Annotated in this window: 13 protein-coding genes; 5 read left to right on the top strand and 8 right to left on the bottom strand. The window is 65.2% G+C overall.

The genetic code is table 11. The annotated features are described in order from the left end of the window. Both NAV27_RS19170 and NAV27_RS17605 read left to right on the top strand, forming a co-directional pair. Positions 1-2,265: type I secretion C-terminal target domain-containing protein (locus tag NAV27_RS19170; RefSeq protein ID WP_305128825.1), on the top strand; the 2,265-nt coding region annotated here is incomplete at its 5' end. A 58-nt stretch (positions 2,266-2,323) separates the two neighbouring features. Further along, a complete protein-coding gene (locus NAV27_RS17605) occupies positions 2,324-2,668 on the top strand; it encodes a hypothetical protein (RefSeq protein ID WP_008570128.1) in 345 nt (114 codons plus the stop codon). 96 nt (positions 2,669-2,764) lie between these two features. Here NAV27_RS17605 and NAV27_RS17600 read toward each other — a convergent pair whose 3' ends face one another. The 4 genes from NAV27_RS17600 to NAV27_RS17585 are packed head-to-tail and all read right to left on the bottom strand — an operon-like array spanning position 2,765 to position 6,509. After that, positions 2,765-4,702 (bottom strand): bifunctional diguanylate cyclase/phosphodiesterase, encoded by a 1,938-nt coding sequence (locus NAV27_RS17600; protein WP_102829377.1) that lies wholly within the window; start codon positions 4,700-4,702, stop codon positions 2,765-2,767. A gap of 25 nt (positions 4,703-4,727) precedes the next feature. Further along, a complete protein-coding gene (gene lapG / locus NAV27_RS17595; RefSeq protein WP_008570126.1) occupies positions 4,728-5,441 on the bottom strand; it encodes a cysteine protease LapG in 714 nt (237 codons plus the stop codon). A 44-nt stretch (positions 5,442-5,485) separates the two neighbouring features. Further along, entirely contained in the window at positions 5,486-5,905 is a 420-nt protein-coding gene (locus tag NAV27_RS17590; RefSeq protein ID WP_008570124.1) for a YbaN family protein, read from the bottom strand. Positions 5,906-5,921: 16 nt separating this feature from the next. After that, on the bottom strand, positions 5,922-6,509 hold the full coding sequence (locus NAV27_RS17585; protein ID WP_102829378.1) for a UPF0149 family protein: 588 nt from the start codon (positions 6,507-6,509) through the stop codon (positions 5,922-5,924). 154 nt (positions 6,510-6,663) lie between these two features. Between NAV27_RS17585 and recQ the strand changes: the two genes are divergently transcribed. Then, complete coding sequence (gene recQ / locus NAV27_RS17580) at positions 6,664-8,790, top strand: DNA helicase RecQ (RefSeq protein ID WP_102829491.1); 2,127 nt, start codon at positions 6,664-6,666, stop codon at positions 8,788-8,790. Between the two features lie 174 nt (positions 8,791-8,964). Beyond that, positions 8,965-9,405 carry a MarR family transcriptional regulator gene (locus tag NAV27_RS17575; RefSeq protein ID WP_043296698.1) on the top strand — a complete coding sequence of 147 codons (441 nt, stop codon included), beginning with the start codon at positions 8,965-8,967 and terminating at the stop codon, positions 9,403-9,405. Here NAV27_RS17575 and NAV27_RS17570 read toward each other — a convergent pair. Further along, positions 9,402-11,585: a patatin-like phospholipase family protein gene (locus NAV27_RS17570; RefSeq protein ID WP_102829379.1), complete on the bottom strand. Its 2,184-nt coding sequence runs from the start codon at positions 11,583-11,585 to the stop codon at positions 9,402-9,404. The genes NAV27_RS17575 and NAV27_RS17570 overlap by 4 nt on opposite strands. Positions 11,586-11,655: 70 nt before the next feature. Between NAV27_RS17570 and NAV27_RS17565 the strand changes: the two genes are divergently transcribed. Then, on the top strand, positions 11,656-11,937 hold the full coding sequence (locus NAV27_RS17565; protein ID WP_008570119.1) for an Rdx family protein: 282 nt from the start codon (positions 11,656-11,658) through the stop codon (positions 11,935-11,937). A gap of 3 nt (positions 11,938-11,940) precedes the next feature. Here NAV27_RS17565 and NAV27_RS17560 read toward each other — a convergent pair whose 3' ends face one another. The 3 genes from NAV27_RS17560 to NAV27_RS17550 form a co-directional block, all read right to left on the bottom strand. Beyond that, positions 11,941-12,801 carry a DMT family transporter gene (locus tag NAV27_RS17560; RefSeq protein WP_102829380.1) on the bottom strand — a complete coding sequence of 287 codons (861 nt, stop codon included), beginning with the start codon at positions 12,799-12,801 and terminating at the stop codon, positions 11,941-11,943. Positions 12,802-12,908: 107 nt separating this feature from the next. Further along, the gene (locus NAV27_RS17555) at positions 12,909-13,655 is read right to left on the bottom strand and encodes a helix-turn-helix transcriptional regulator (protein WP_102829492.1); all 747 of its coding nucleotides are present in this window, start codon (positions 13,653-13,655) and stop codon (positions 12,909-12,911) included. 29 nt (positions 13,656-13,684) lie between these two features. Then, complete coding sequence (locus NAV27_RS17550; RefSeq protein WP_102829381.1) at positions 13,685-15,073, bottom strand: adenylate/guanylate cyclase domain-containing protein; 1,389 nt, start codon at positions 15,071-15,073, stop codon at positions 13,685-13,687. Positions 15,074-15,092 lie beyond the last annotated feature (19 nt).

The following is a 15,092-nucleotide window of genomic DNA, read 5'->3' as shown; positions in this document are numbered from 1 at the left end:
GTCGTGGGGGCCAACGTCTCCGAGCTCGGCTTGCCGTCCGGCTCGGATGCCACGGGCTACAGCGAATTTGCCACGGGTACCTTCACGTTGGGCGATGTGGATGGCCTGGACGACATCCAGACCGTCATGATCGGCGGTACCGCGGTGAATATTGCCAATCTGATCGGCAGTAGTTTTGCCGGCGCGTACGGTGTGCTGAACATCCTCGGCTACAACGACGAGACGGGTGTGGTCAGCTATCAGTACCAGTTGACCAGTCCGACGACCGATGTGGATGGCGTGACGGAGGCCGATACCTTCACGATCAGCGTGTCGGACGGTGCGGCCAGTACGTCGAGCGATCTGGTTATCGGTATCGCCGATGATCTGCCGTCGCTTGGTGCTTTTGTCGCCGCGACGATTCCCAACGAAGTCGGTACGGTCAACGGCACCTTTGCGGTAGTACCGGGGGCGGATGGGCTGGGCGGCTTCGAGATCACCGGGCCGACGCTGGACGGCGTGACCTATCAGACCACGCAGAATTTCAGCGGCGGTACGTTCGTCAGCACCACGCTCACGGCGCTGACGGACACCAACCAACAGGTCTTTACCTTGACGGTGAGCGCAGACGGCACCTACAGCTTCCAGCTGATCGCGCCGGAGGCGGGTTACACCGAGGCCATCGACTTTACGAGCCTGGAACCTGGCAAGCCGATTTCCGTGGCGTCCAGCATCGAGAATGGTTGGACGTTCGACGGCCTGCTGTTCAGCGGAACCTCCCCAACGACATTTACCAACCCCGATAGCGGCAGCGGCTCCAATAGCGATCTGCTCAACATCTCGGGAAATGGGTTCGGCTTGGGGAGTGCGAGCTCCGTTCCGGACAACGCCGGTTTCCTCTACACCCAGCAGGGCGGCGCGGATAGCTTGCGTTTCTTCGCCGATATTTCATCGAGCCTAGAAGGAAAGGGCACTGTACAGATTTCCTGGGCTGCCTATGGCAGCACCGTCGGCGGTACGCCGCTGGCCGTCAGCACGCAGAGCATAACGCTCACCGCAGACGGATGGGTCACCATCGACCCGGGTGTCTCGTTCGAGAATCTGGTGGTACGTGTCGATGTGATCGGTGCGACCAGTGGCGGTATCCGGGTGCAGGATTTCTCCTATTCCCGCGAAGTGCTGCCGGATGATCAGGGCCTGTCCTTCGGCGTCGTGGCGCAGGACGGCGATGGCGACCTGAGCGCGCCGTCTAACCTCGACGTGCAGATCACGGCGGCCGACTCGTCAGATGTCTTCACCCTGATGGGTACGACAGGCGACGATGTCATCGCCGGCAGCAGCCTGACCGACGTTATCAGCGGCAATACTGGCTTCGATATTGTCGACTACGGCGACGCGACCACGGCGATTGCAGCCAGCCTGCTCAGCTGGGCGGGCACGGCGGGGGATGCGCTCGGCGATAGCTACACGGGCATCGAAGGCCTGGTTGGCGGGGCGGGGGACGACGTGCTGACTGGCAATACGCTGAACAACTACCTGGGAGGTGGTGCCGGTAGCGATACGCTGTTTGGCGGTGAGGGGGACGATGTTCTCGACGGCGGGATCGGAGCCGACGTCCTGCAGGGCGGTATCGGCGACGACATGCTGATCGGTGGGGCAGGAGCGGACGTGCTTGACGGCGGCTCCGGCATGGATATCGCCGACTACAGCGCCGACGACGTCGGTATCACGGTCGATCTGGATAGTGGCGCACCAGGTATTGGCGGCTTGGCGGCCGGTGATACCTACCTCGACATGGAGGGCGTGATAGGCGGCAGCGGCGACGATCTGCTGACTGGCGACGCTCAGGACAACTACCTGGATGGCGGGCTGGGCGACGACATCCTCTCCGGTGGTGGCGGTGACGACGTCCTGATCGGCGGGTTGGGTGACGACAGCATGACGGGCGGTGCGGGTCGCGACACGTTCGTCTGGCGAGCAGGCGACAATGGTAGCGATACCATCAGCGACTTCCATATCGATCCGACCGGTGCGGCCTCGGACGTGCTCGATCTGTCGGAGCTGCTGTCCGGGGTGGATGCCGACAGCGCGACGCTGGACAATTACCTGACGTTCGCCTTCGGTAACGACACGGTCATCTCGGTCAGCGTCACGCCGGGCGGTGCGCCGGTGCAGGACATTACCCTGGCCGGCGTGGATCTGGCGGATCTGTACGGCACCACCAACGAGGCGACGGTGATCGATAGCCTGCTTGCCGATAACATCCTGAAGGTCGATAACACCTGAGGGCACTCAAGCCCACCGTTCTCAGGAACGGTGGGCTTGTCTTTGCTGGAGAAACTGAATGCTCTATATCGAGCGAGGACCGGACGGGCAGCTTCGGCGGGTCGAGGCCAAGCCGTTCGACGAGATGACCGGAACGATCCCCGCGGGTTGCGATGAAGCGTTGAGCTGGTTCGCAAACAGTGAGGATGAACACATGCAGCGGGTCGGCTTGCAGGCATCCGACCTGGAAATGGTACGGGTCCTGGAAGACCTGATCGGCGTGTTGATCGATCGCGGCGTGATTCGTTTTACCGACCTGCCGGAAGCGGCCCAGCGCAAACTGCGCGCCCGTCAGCAGACCCGTGCGCGACTGGGTGGGCTGAGCGCTCTGTTGAGCGACGATGAGGAACCGCGGTTGCCTTAACCGGCGTTTCGTTTCGTTCGCTGAAACCGCAACTGACCCCGATTTTCCCTTCCCTCGTGACGCCGACTGGTCGTCGCGACCAGCCGTTCTCTTTCCTTAATGCCACGGGTGAGGCGTGCCAACCGCGTGGCCCATGACGCCATGCACGCCGAGCGCAGCCAGCGTCGTGCGTTCGCCTTCGGTCTCCACCATCTCGGCGATCAGCGGCAGATCGATGCTGTGTGTCGTGCGGTAAAGCGCCTCGATGAAGTCGCGCTTGTCGTCGTCCTGGTCGATATTGCGGATGTAGGTCCCGTCGATTTTCAGATAGACCAATGCCATTCTCAGCAAGCTGCCGAGCTTGCTGAAATCGCCGCCGAAATGCTGCAGACCGACCTGCGCGCCAGTGTCGCACAGCGCCTGGCTGCAGTGTTGCAGCGTGGCGCTCGCCGGCAGGTGGCGGGCGTCCAGTTCCAGGCAGAGCAGGCGGGTTTGCTCAGGGTGGTCACGCAGCAGTTGGATAATCGGTTCCAGACCGTCAGGGTCGCGCAGCGTGGCGCTGGAAAGGCTGACGGCCAGCGGAGTGGGGGCCTGCCGCAGCCGTTCGATGGCCAGTTCGAGCATCAGCCGGTCGAAGCGCGCCGTCCAGCCCAGCCGTTCCAGCCACGGCAGAAAGCTGCCGGCAGTGAGGACGGCGCCATCGGCGATCGGCAGGCGCGCCAGCAACTTCTGATGCACGAGCTGCTGCGGATTGTCGGCCAGCACCACCGGTTGCACGAAGACGGCCAGATCACGCCGCTCCAGCGCCTCGTCGAGCGCGCGATACCACTCGTGTTCGCTGTGCAGAAGCGCCGTCGCATGGCTGCATTCCTGCCATGCACTGTCGCTACCGAGTGCCTGCGCCAGCGCATGGTCGGCCCGCTCCAGTACCGCCGCGGGCGAATCGCCGATGTGAAAGGCGGTATAGCCGATGTGAGCCAGCGGCCCTTCGTCGTGCGTGCCGAGCGGGCGCAGCGCTTGCAGATCGGCGCTCAGTGTTTCGGCGAGACGGGCGGCATGTGCTTCGTGCAGCCCGGGTGCCAGCAGGACGAAGTCACCGCCACGGCTGCGCGCAGCCAGCCAGTGCGGCTGGCCTTGTTCGTCCGGTATGCGCCCGAGCCGTGCACCGACTGCGGCGACGAGTTGATCGGTCTGCTGGCTGCCGAGCTGCTGGTTGAGCCGGTTCAACTCGTGGATGCGGATCAGCATCAGATAGCCGCCGCCGTGATGCTCGGCCGGCGTCAGCTGGATCGCCAGGCGCTGATCCAGCAGGCGCCGGTTGGCCAGCCCGGTCAGCTCGTCGCGGAAGGCCTGCTGATGGAGCCGCTCGCTGCGCGCCGCCTCCTCGGCGAAGAGGGCTTGCAGCTTGGCGACCATCTGGTTCATCGCTTGCACCACACGCCGTAGCTCCGGCGTGCGCGGCAGCTCGGGCAGCGTGACGAATTCGCGTCGGGTGATGGCCTGCGCTTGCTCCACCATGCGATCGAGCGGGCGCAACTGGCTGCGCAGCAACCAGCCGCCGAGCAGGGCGCTGACCAGGCCGCAGCCCAGCAGCCAGTAGAGCGTGGCCACCGTGCTGTCCCAGACCTTTGCCAGGGCGAAGGCGGGGTGGCTGATTACCTCCACGCGCGCCGCCTGTTCCCAGCCGCGCATGATCAGCGCGTCGCCGCCCTGTGCCGGCAGATTCACCAGCGCGGCGAACCAGTTCGGCACCTGCTCGGTGACGATGTTGCTGGTGCGTTCGACGATCGGTTGGCCATCGGCGATCGAGACGATGCGGATGCTGCTGAAATAGCCGCTGTCGAAGATCGAATTGACCAGCAATTCGAGCATGACCGGATCATCGACATGCGGCGTCATCGACAGCGCCAGTGCGGTGGCGGCGTCCTGGGCATGGGAGCGAAGCTGGCTGATCGACTGTTCGCGCGAATGCTCGACACTGGCGAAGAAGCTCCCGGCGAACGCCACGACGAGGAACAGGCAAATGGCGAGAAACAGCTGCTTGAGTAATGACATACTTCCCTCCTGAAACTGCTCTCGACTAGCCCTCGCCGACCGTAAATCCTTCGGCGTGCATCTTTCGCAGAACGTCCTGCCAGCGTGACAGCCTTTTGCCATCTCCGCTACGTTTACCACCGCCCGCGCTGGGGAGATAGAGCCCTTCAGCGTTGAAGGCATACACCGGCAACAGGTCGCTGCGCTGCGAGGCGGGGCGGATGACGCCGTCGATGTTGTCCAGCACCAGCGGATCGGCCCCGGGCGTCGCGTAGTAGGTGAGCACCATGTGCGCCTGATTCAGCCGCAGTGCCTTGACGTAGGTGATGCGCAGCTTCTCGCTGGGCACGCCCAGGCGGCGCAGGGTGAAGTATTTGGCGAGGGCATAGTCCTCGCAGTCACCGGCACCGCGGATCAGCGATTCGACGGGGGTGGCCCAGTAATCGTCCTGCTCCCAGACCCAGATGTCGTCGCTGAACTGAATGTTTCGGTTGAAGAAGCGGTTGACCTCGGCAAGCTGCTCCCGCTCGGGCAGTGCGCCGCTGTCTCGCAGAAGGTCCTGCCAGGCTGCTATCCGTGGCAGCGCATCTTCCGCCGCCCCGTAGCGCTTTTTCAGAACGGGGTAGATGCGCTCGAAATCCCACTGCTGCCAGTTGGCCGAGCGCGCGAGATTCCATAGCGGTGCGCTGAGCAGGGCGAGCGCAAGAAGCAGCACCAGCGGGCGGCGACGGCTTGCACGACCAGACTGCAAAGACTGCATGGGCTGCTCTCCATAGCGAATCCTGCCGGTGGGCGGATTCGTGCTCACTGGCGTGGTTTGGCTTCGACCGTGTGCAGGGTTTTCTGTTTAACGATGTACAGCGTGACCAGCGCAGCGCTGAGCAGCATGGCGATGCGTGCCCAGACGAGCGGCACCAGCCAGCAGGAAATTCCGATACTCACCCACATGGTGAGGATGGTGTAGGCCTTGCCCTTGAGTGGAATGCCGTTGCCTTCCAGATAGTCGCGAAACCAGGGGCCGAGGCGCGGGTGCTCGACGAGCCAGACGTAGAAGCGCTCCGAGCTGCGCACGAAGCAGGCAGCTGCCAGCAGCATGAAGGGTGTGGTTGGCAGCACCGGCAGGAAGATACCTACCACGCCGAGCGCCACCGCGAGCCAACCGACCGTCAGCAGCGCATAGCGCACCACGGCGTTGCGCTGCTGAGGAATATCGCGGTGCGCCATGGCGGCTACCCGGTCATCAGTGGCGGCGCGGTTTGAGCAGCGCCGGCTTTTCCTCGGGGGCGTGGCAGAGCAGGTACAGCGCGGTCAGGATTTCCGGAATCTGCGCCACCATCTCGTCTACCAGCTCGGGGCTCTCGGCGATCTCGGCGAACTCCGGCTGCTCGTCGAACAGGCCCGAGCCGACCATGATCGGCAACAGCAATTCGCTGACTTCCTCCTCGGAGTCCTCGAACCAGACCTCCTCGCGCATGAACACGCCCTCCATGAAGCCGATGCACCAACCGCGCAGATCGGACTCGTCCGGTTCCTCGCCGAGGTCCAGCTCGCAGGGCAGCTCCATGTCTTCGTCGCTGGCCAGCTGACGGGCGATATGCGCCTTGAGCTGGACCAGCGTTGCCTCGATGGCGTCGCGTTCGGTGTCGTCCTTGTACTGCGGTGGCTCGGAGAACAGCGCATCAATCCATTCGCGCTCCGGTACCGCTTCGGAGCAGATGCTCAGAGCCGTCAGGTAGCCGTGGGCGGCGATGTAATCCAGCGCCTCTTCATGCAGGTCGTCGGCATCGAGGAAAACCTGCAGGCGGGTGAGTTGCTCGGCGAAAGACATCGGGAACTACCTTGGGGTGGGAAGACAAGCGGGATTCTAGACGAGGCGCGGGATGCAGGCTACTTCGATGGCCGTTGCGCCCGCGCGGCCGACCACCGCGCCTGAACTCCGGCAGGTGCTCGCGTATACTGCGCGCCTTGTTTCGGAGACCGGCATGCTCGACCAGGCACAGCGCATCCTCAAAGACGTATTCGGCTACGACGCCTTTCGCGGCAACCAGGGCGCGATCATCGAGCAGGTCGCCGGCGGCGGCGATGCGCTGGTACTGATGCCCACCGGCGGCGGCAAGTCGCTGTGCTATCAGGTGCCGGCGCTGCTGCGCGACGGGCTGGCGGTGGTGGTGTCGCCGCTGATCGCGCTGATGGACGATCAGGTCGCCACGCTCGACGAGCTGGGTGTGGCGGCAGTGGCGCTCAATTCCACGCTGAGCGCCGACGAGCAGCGCGAGATCGCCGAACGCATTCGTCGCAACGAGATCAAGCTGCTCTATCTCGCGCCGGAGCGCCTGGTGCAACCGCGAATGCTGGCGTTCCTGCAGCGGCTGCAGATCGCGCTGTTCGCCATCGACGAGGCGCATTGCGTGTCGCAGTGGGGCCACGATTTCCGTCCCGAGTATCTGCAGCTCGGCCAGCTCGCCGAGCTGTTCCCCGGCGTGCCGCGCATTGCCCTGACCGCCACGGCGGACATGCGCACCCGCGAGGAGATCGTCCAGCGCCTGCATCTGGAGCATGCCGAGCGGTTCCTCTCCAGCTTCGACCGGCCGAACATCTTCTATCGCATCGTGCCCAAGGAGCAGCCGCGCAAACAGCTGCTGGGCTTCCTCGCCGAGCGGCGGGGCGATGCCGGCATCGTCTACTGCATGTCGCGCAAGAAGGTCGACGATCTGGCGGCGTTTCTCACCGAGCAGGGTTTTCCGGCGCTGCCGTATCACGCCGGGCTGCCCAACGAACTGCGCGCCTATCACCAGAAGCGCTTCCTCAACGAAGAGGGGCTGATCATGGTGGCGACCATCGCCTTCGGCATGGGCATCGACAAGCCTAACGTGCGCTTCGTCGCTCACCTGGACCTGCCAAAGTCGCTCGAGGCCTATTACCAGGAAACCGGACGGGCAGGGCGCGACGGCCTGCCGGCCGATGCCTGGATGGCCTACGGCCTGCAGGACGTGATCTTCCTCAAGCAGATGCTCAACAACTCCGAGGGCGACGAGCGCCACAAGCGCATCGAGCAGCACAAGCTCGATGCCATGCTCGCGCTGTGCGAGGAGACGCGCTGCCGGCGCCAGGTGCTGCTGGCCTATTTCGACGAAGACCTGCCGCAGCCGTGCGGACACTGCGACAACTGCGTAGACGATGTGCAGACCTGGGATGCCACCGAGCCGGCGCGCCAGGCGCTGTCGGCGATCTACCGCAGCGGACAGCGCTACGGCGTCGGACATCTGGTGGACATCCTGCTGGGGCGCGACAACGACAAGGTGCTCGGCCTCGGCCATCAGCATCTTTCCGTGTTCGGAGTCGGCAAGAGCCTCGCCGAGGGCGACTGGCGCTCGCTGTTCCGCCAGCTGGTGGCACGCGGGCTGGTGGATGTCGATCTGGAAGGCTTCGGCGGCCTGCGCTTGAGCGACAGTTGCCGACCGTTGCTGCGTGGCGAGGTAAGCCTGGCGCTGCGCCGCGATCTCAAGCCGCAGCAGGCGGCCAAGGGGCAGAAGAGCGCTGCCAGCCAGCTGGTGCGAATCGAGGAGCGCGATACCTGGGAAGCGTTGCGCGCGCTGCGCCGGCGCCTGGCCGAGGAGCACGGCGTGCCGCCCTATGTAATCTTCCCCGACGCCACGTTGCTGGAAATGCTGCGCAGCCAGCCGGCTTCGCTGGCGGATATGGCGCGCGTCAGCGGTGTTGGCGCGCGCAAGCTGGAGCGCTACGGCGCGGCGTTCCTCGAAGTGCTGCAGGGTACGTCGGAACCCGCCAGGTCGCCGATCGATCTGCGTCACGAACTGGTCACGCTGGCGCGTGCGGGCATGACACCGGCGCAGATCGCGCGTCAGCTCGATTGCAGTGAGAAGAACGTCTACGCCCTGCTGGCCGAGGCGATCGGCCAGCAGCAGTTGAGTCTGGAGCAGGCGCTCGACCTGCCCGAAGACCTGCTCGGCGAGATTCAGGAAGCTTTCCTCGACGGCGAAGGCGAGCTGCCGCCGGTGGCCGAGATCGCCCCGCAATTCGCCACGCGGGTGCCGGAAGCGGTGCTGTACTGCGTGCGCGCGGCCTTGCAGGCCGAGTTCGAGTTGTAACCGGCTGCGTCACCGCCGCGCGCACGCCGGCGCGGCGCAATCCCGCGTCCTGGCGGGGCGGCCGAGTGTTTCCGCGTACCGAAGGAGGGTGGTGACTGGCCGTTGGTAGGCTTGCCTGCATATCGAAGCTGTGATTAGCTCGCTAATAATTGTTTTTGCAGGAATGCAAGCTTCATGTACGCCGAGCAACATCGCTTCGCCATGCAGTTGGCGCAACTCTCGCGAGGCTGGCGCGCGGAACTGGATCGGCGTCTCGCCGATCTGGGACTGTCGCAGGCCCGCTGGCTGGTGCTTCTGCACCTGGCCCGTTTCGACCATTCACCCACGCAGCGCGAGCTGGCGCAAAGCGTCGCCGTCGAAGGGCCGACGCTGGCCCGTCTGCTGGACGGCCTTGAGGCGCAGGGGTTGATTCATCGTCAAGCTTCGCTCGAGGACCGCCGCGCCAAGCTCATCCTGCTCGGCGCGCCGGCGCGTCCGCTGATCGAACGCATCGAGGCGATTTCGACGCAGGTCCGCGAGGAGCTGTTCGACGGCATTCCCGAGGAAGACCTGCGCAAGTGCCAGCAGGTGCATGCGCGCATCCTCGCCAATCTGAACAAGACCCGGGCGCTCTAGAAACTGCGGCCGAGGTTCAGATAGAGCGCCTGCTCGTCTTCGTCGTTGGCACCGTAGCCGAGGTTCAGCGGCCCCAGCGGGGTGTCGTAGCCGATGAATACGCTAGCGGCGTTGATGTAGCCACTGTCGAATTCGTTGTCGTTGTTCCAGGCGCGGCCGCGTTCCAGCGAGCCGCCAAGGTACAGCGGGAAATCCAGCGGCAGGAATCCGCGTGGCGTCATGCGTCGGTAATACACCACCCGGCCGAGGCTGATGTTCTGCCCCGACAGCGCGTCCTGGCGAAAACCTGACAATTGGCGGGCGCCGCCGAGCAGGAAGCTGGAGGTCACCACCTCGGTGTCGTCGAGCGTGCGTCCGTAGCGGCCGCCCAGCAGCCAGGTGTGCGGTCCATAGCCGAGCGCCTTGTCTAGGCGGAGGTGCCATTGCCGGTAGCGTTCATCCGAGCCCAGCCCGGGTGTGTACTGGCGCAGCGTCAGACTGATGTCCTCGCCCTCGTGCGGGAAATCCACGTCATCGAGCGTATCGAACGAGTACTGCAAGGCGTAGTAACCCTCGCTGAAACTGAAATCCGGCAGGTCGCGCTCGCCGACGCGCACATTCGCCTCGCCCCACGCCTGGCCGACGCCGAAGCGGATCTCGCCGTTGTTGGCGATCTGCCGGCCGAGGTTCAGCCCGTAGCCGTAGCGGCGCAGGCGGTATTCAGCGATCGGGTCGTGCTCCAGCGTCGCCTCGACGTTCTGTGCTTCGAGGAACGCGTTCGGCGCGACGAACCAGCGCGAACCGGCATCCAGCGGCTGGTAGAACTCGCTGAACAGCTCCTGGCGATCGCCCAGTTGCGCCCGCGTCAGCCACTCGGCGCCCAGCTCGTTGATGCCGTTCATGCGGTAGCTGGCACCGATGTTGAAGGCGCTGTCGCCCTGGAAATCGTCGGACAGGCTCAACCCGAGGCGCAGGTAGTCGGTGCCGGAGCGCTTCTCGCGCGTGCGGATCACCAGCGTGTTGCCCAGCTTGCCGTGGGCGACGCGGTATTCGACGCGGTCGAAATAGTCCAGGCCATACAGCGTGCCCATGTCCTTCTGCAGGTCGGCGAGATCGAGCGGCTCGCCGAGACGCTGGCGGATGTGGCGGCGGATTACCGCATCGCCGACTTTCGAGTCGTTTTCGATGCGCACTGCGGTGATCACCGGCGTGCGAGGATCGTTCGAGCGCGCCAGACTCAGCGCCGGGTTGCCGCCGCTGGGCGGTGCGAAGCCGGCCAGACGCCCTTCGAGCGCGCGGGTGGCGCGGTAGCCGGCGTCGATCAGCTGCGCCGCGCTGCCGAAATCGGTCGAGCCGTAGGCCGCCAGAGGCGGCTCGATCAACAGGTCTTCGGCGCGCAGGGTGGCCAGCTGCTCCTCGGAGTTGCGCCGCGTCATCATGGTGGTGGTCTGGTTGAGCACGTCGAACACGGTGAGCAGGTCTTCGCGGCGCATCAGCGGCGTGCCGATGTCGACCACGATCAGCCGGTCGACGCCCATGTCGCGCGCCACGTCCATCGGAATGTTGTCGACCATGCCGCCGTCCACCAGCAGGCGGCCGTCGAGCTCGACCGGCGCGAACACCGCCGGGATCGACATGCTGGCGCGAATGACTTGCGGCAGGTGGCCGCTGCGGAACACCACCTTCTCGTCGTTGGCGATGTCGGTCGCCACCGCGCGGAAGGGGATCGGCAGCTGGTCGAAGTCACGCGTATCGCTGGCGTGCACCAGCAGGCGTTCGAGCAGCAGGGCGAGGTTCTGCCCCTGGATCACGCCCAGCGGCAGGCCGAGGCTGCCATCGTCGCGGAAACTGAGCTTGCGTTTGACCAGGAAGTCACGATCGTCCTGCTTGCGCCGGAATGGCACGTCCTGGCGGGCCGGATCGTCGGACAGCACTTGCTGCCAGTCCAGCGTCATCGCCAGTTTCTCCAGTTCGTCGACGGTGTAGCCAGCGGCGTACAACCCACCGATCACCGCGCCCATGCTGGTGCCGGCCACCGCGTCGATGCGCACGCCTTGTTCTTCCAGCGCTTTGAGTACGCCGATATGCGCCAGCCCGCGCGCCGCGCCACCGGAAAGCACCAGCCCAGTCTTCGGCGCCGCGGTGTCGGCGAGGCCGCTCAGGGGCAGGCAGAACAACAGGACAAGCAGCAGGCGACGCATGACGGATTCCGGGTGCGAAAGAAAAGGCCGCTATTATAGGCCGCTCCCATTACCAGCCAGGGTCGCGCGCATGTCCAACGGCAAAGCGGAAATCGTCATCGTTTATTGCACCCAGTGCCAGTGGCTGCTGCGCGCGGCCTGGCTCGCCCAAGAGCTGCTGTCGACCTTCACCGACGATCTCGCCCGGGTCGCGCTGGAGCCCGGCACCGGCGGGGTGTTTCGCATCACCTGCGACGGTGAGCAGATCTGGGAGCGCACGCTCGATGGCGGCTTCCCGGAAGCCAAGGAACTCAAGCGGCGGGTACGCGACCGTATCGACCCGCAGCGTTCGCTGGGCCACAACGATCGCTGAGGTTCAGGATGCCGGCGGACTCTTCAGGCGACTGGTGATGACGCTGGCGAGAATGATCAGCGCGCCGCCGCCGATCATGCGCAGGGTCGGCTGTTCATCGAACAGCCACCAGGCGAAGGCGATGCCGTAGACCGGCTCGAGGGCGAAGATCACCGAGGTGGTGCGTGCCTTGAGCACCCGCAAACTGGCGACGAACAGGCTGTGCGCCAGGCCGGTGCAGAGTACGCCGAGCAGCGCCAGCCAGAGCCAGTCCTGCGCCGGGATGGCGGGCACACCCGCCCAGGCGAACGGCAGCAGGCCGAGCAGGATCGCCAGGTTCTGCCACAGCGCGGCCTGCACGGCATCGATGCCGCGGGTGACTGCGCGGTTGAGCAGCGACAGCAAGGCGAACAGCAGGCCCGACAGCACGCCATAGAGCAGTCCGCCGGTCGCCGCGCTGGACACGTCGAAGCTCGGCGTGACCAGCAGGAGGCCCAGGCAGACCAGCCCGACCATCGCATATTCGATCGCCCGGGTGCGTTCGCGAAACAGCAGCCCCTCCAGCAGCACGGTGAACGCCGGAAAGCTGGCGAAGCCGAGGGTGGCAATGCCGACGCCGGCAACCTTCACCGCGACGAAGAAGGTCAGCCAGTGCGCGCCCAACAGCACACCGCCGAGCATCAGGCCGCAGCGGCGATTCCAGTCGGGGCGCGCGCCGTTGCGCGGTAGCAGCATGGCCACTGCCAGCAACGCGAGGACGGCGAACAGGGCGCGGCCGAAGGTGATCATCAGCGGCTGGCTCTCGGCGAGTTTGCCGAGCACGCCAGACAGGCCGAACATCAGCGCGCCGAGGTGAATCGCCAGCAGGGCACGGCGTGGGGTCATGTGTCGATACCGCGGGTCAGCGGTGGGTACGAAGGGAGCATGCGGTTACCGCGACGGAGATGGCAGGGCGATCATGCTAGGACAGTCGCGTACGCGCGTCTGTCGCGTCAGCCGGCGGTTTTGTCGCGCAACTCTCGCGGCGTGCAGCCGTGTGCGCGAACCAGTGCCGCGGTGAAGGCGCTCTGCGAGGCGTAGCCGACCTGTGCGGCAATCTCGCCAACCGACAGTCGGGTGCCGCGCAGTAACGCCTCGCCTTGCTGCAGACGCCGCTGGCGCACGTAGTTCATGGGCGTCTGTCCGGTTTCGTCGAGAAAGCGCGCATGCAGGCGCGCCACGGACAGCCCGGCGACTCGCGCCAGGTCCGCTACCTGCAACGGATGGGCGAGGTGCCGGTCGATGTAGGTGGTGAGCGCCGCAAGCGACAGCGGCGGCCGTTTGCCGAGCGGCGCGCATCCGCTCGCCAGCGTTGCCAGCAGCAATACCGTGCCTTGTTCGGCGATCAGTGGATCGTTCAGCGGGCTGGCGGCCAGCCACTCCACCAGGCGCTGCTGCGCGGCGGTCAGGCGCAGTGAGTCGGGGCGTTCGAGCAGCCGCAGGCTGGATGCGCTATGCGGGCCGAGGCGCTCGCGAATCCAGTCCGGGTGCGCAATGTCGAGCACCAGACAGTGGCTGCCGCGCGCGCTGCCGCAGGCATGATGGGTGGACGCGGGCACGACTGCCAGGCATTGCTGGCCGATGCGACTGCCGCGCCCGGCGATCTCGAATTCCAGCTGGCCGCGCAGGCCGAAGACCAGTTGCGCATGTTCGTGGCTGTGAGCGATCTGGTCCTGGTTGTAATGCCGAAGGGTCAGCATCTGCATCGTGGCCTCGCTATGGCATCCGCTCAGAGGATGACCTTGTCGCGCAGTTTCTCCGCGGCCTCCTGGAGCGCCTGGATCACGCGTTCCTTGTCGAAGTTCTGCACGCCGTTGGTGTCCAGATACATGGAGAAGCCCGGCAGCTCGGCCTCGACGAAACTGCAGGTGGCACCGAGGTCGCGGCGGAAATCGACGACCTGGTAGATCTGCACCGGCCGGGTGAAACCCTTGACGCCGATCTGCCCCTTGTCGCGGCACATGATCACGTCCTTCACCAGCGAATAGGTTTCGTGGGAGATGAGGATCTCGCTGGTTTCGGCGGCGTTTTCCAGGCGGCTGGCGAGGTTCACCTCGCGCCCGATAATGGTGTAGTCCATCCGGGTGTCGGCGCCGAAGTTGCCCACCGTGCAATAGCCGGTGTTGATCCCCATGCGGATCTCCATCGGCCGGGTGATGCCCTGTGCGCGCCATTGCTGGCGCAGTACCTTCATGTGCTTGCGCATGGCGATGGCCATCGACACGGCGGCCACGGCGTCCTTCTTCGCGCCCTGGCTGGTCGGGTCGCCGAAGAACACCATCACGCAGTCGCCGACGAACTTGTCGATGGTGCCGCCGTACTTCAGCGCGATCTTCGACATTTCGTTCAGGTAGTTGTTGAGCAGGTCGGTCAGCGCCTCGGCTTCCAGCTCCTCGGACAGTTCGGTGAACCCCTTGATGTCGGAGAAGAACACCGAAAGCTTCTTGCGCTGGGTCTCCAGACGCACGCTGCGCTTGCCGGAGAAGATCGATTCCCACACCTGCGGCGACAGGTACTTGGCCAGATTGCGCGCCAGGCGCGCGGCCTTGGTCTGCTCGGCCTCGATGTCGCGCCGTGCCTGGGCCAGGCGCAGGCCCTGCAGGTGCACGAAGTAGGCCGTGGCGCAGATGTACAGCGAAGCGAACAGGATGCTCACCAGCGAGACCAGCTGTGGCGTGGTGCCGCGCAGCTCGAGCGGTACCAGCACGCTGCCCAGGCCGATGCCGCCGGCTACGCCGAGCACCGCCAGCAGCAGGTACTGCAGGCTGCCGGTGACCAGCGCGGTAAAACACAGTGTCAGCAGGAACATCAGGCTGGGCACGATGGGTGCGCCCAGCAGGATGATGGCGATGCCGGTGTTGAGTGCATCCAGGCACAGCAATACTTGCGAGGTGCGCTGCGGATGATCGCGCTTGAAGCGATAACCGAGGTGATAGGCCAGATGCGGATAGAGCAGCGCATAAGGCACCATCCACAACAGGTCGATGGAAAAGAACTGCGTATAGGTTCCGGCTGCGAGCGTGGCGGCGCCGGCCAGGTAGGCGAACACACGGGAGTAATACTCGCGCAGCGTGCGATTGGCGAGACCGTTGCGGCGCTCTGCCGTGGCGGAAGTCATGTACTTACGTTCCCTTGTA

This window comes from Stutzerimonas degradans, from assembly GCF_024448505.1.
GTDB classification, from domain to species: Bacteria; Pseudomonadota; Gammaproteobacteria; order Pseudomonadales; family Pseudomonadaceae; genus Stutzerimonas; species Stutzerimonas degradans.
Note: the sequence above shows the minus strand (reverse complement) of the source record. Positions and strands in the feature narration are given on the sequence as shown.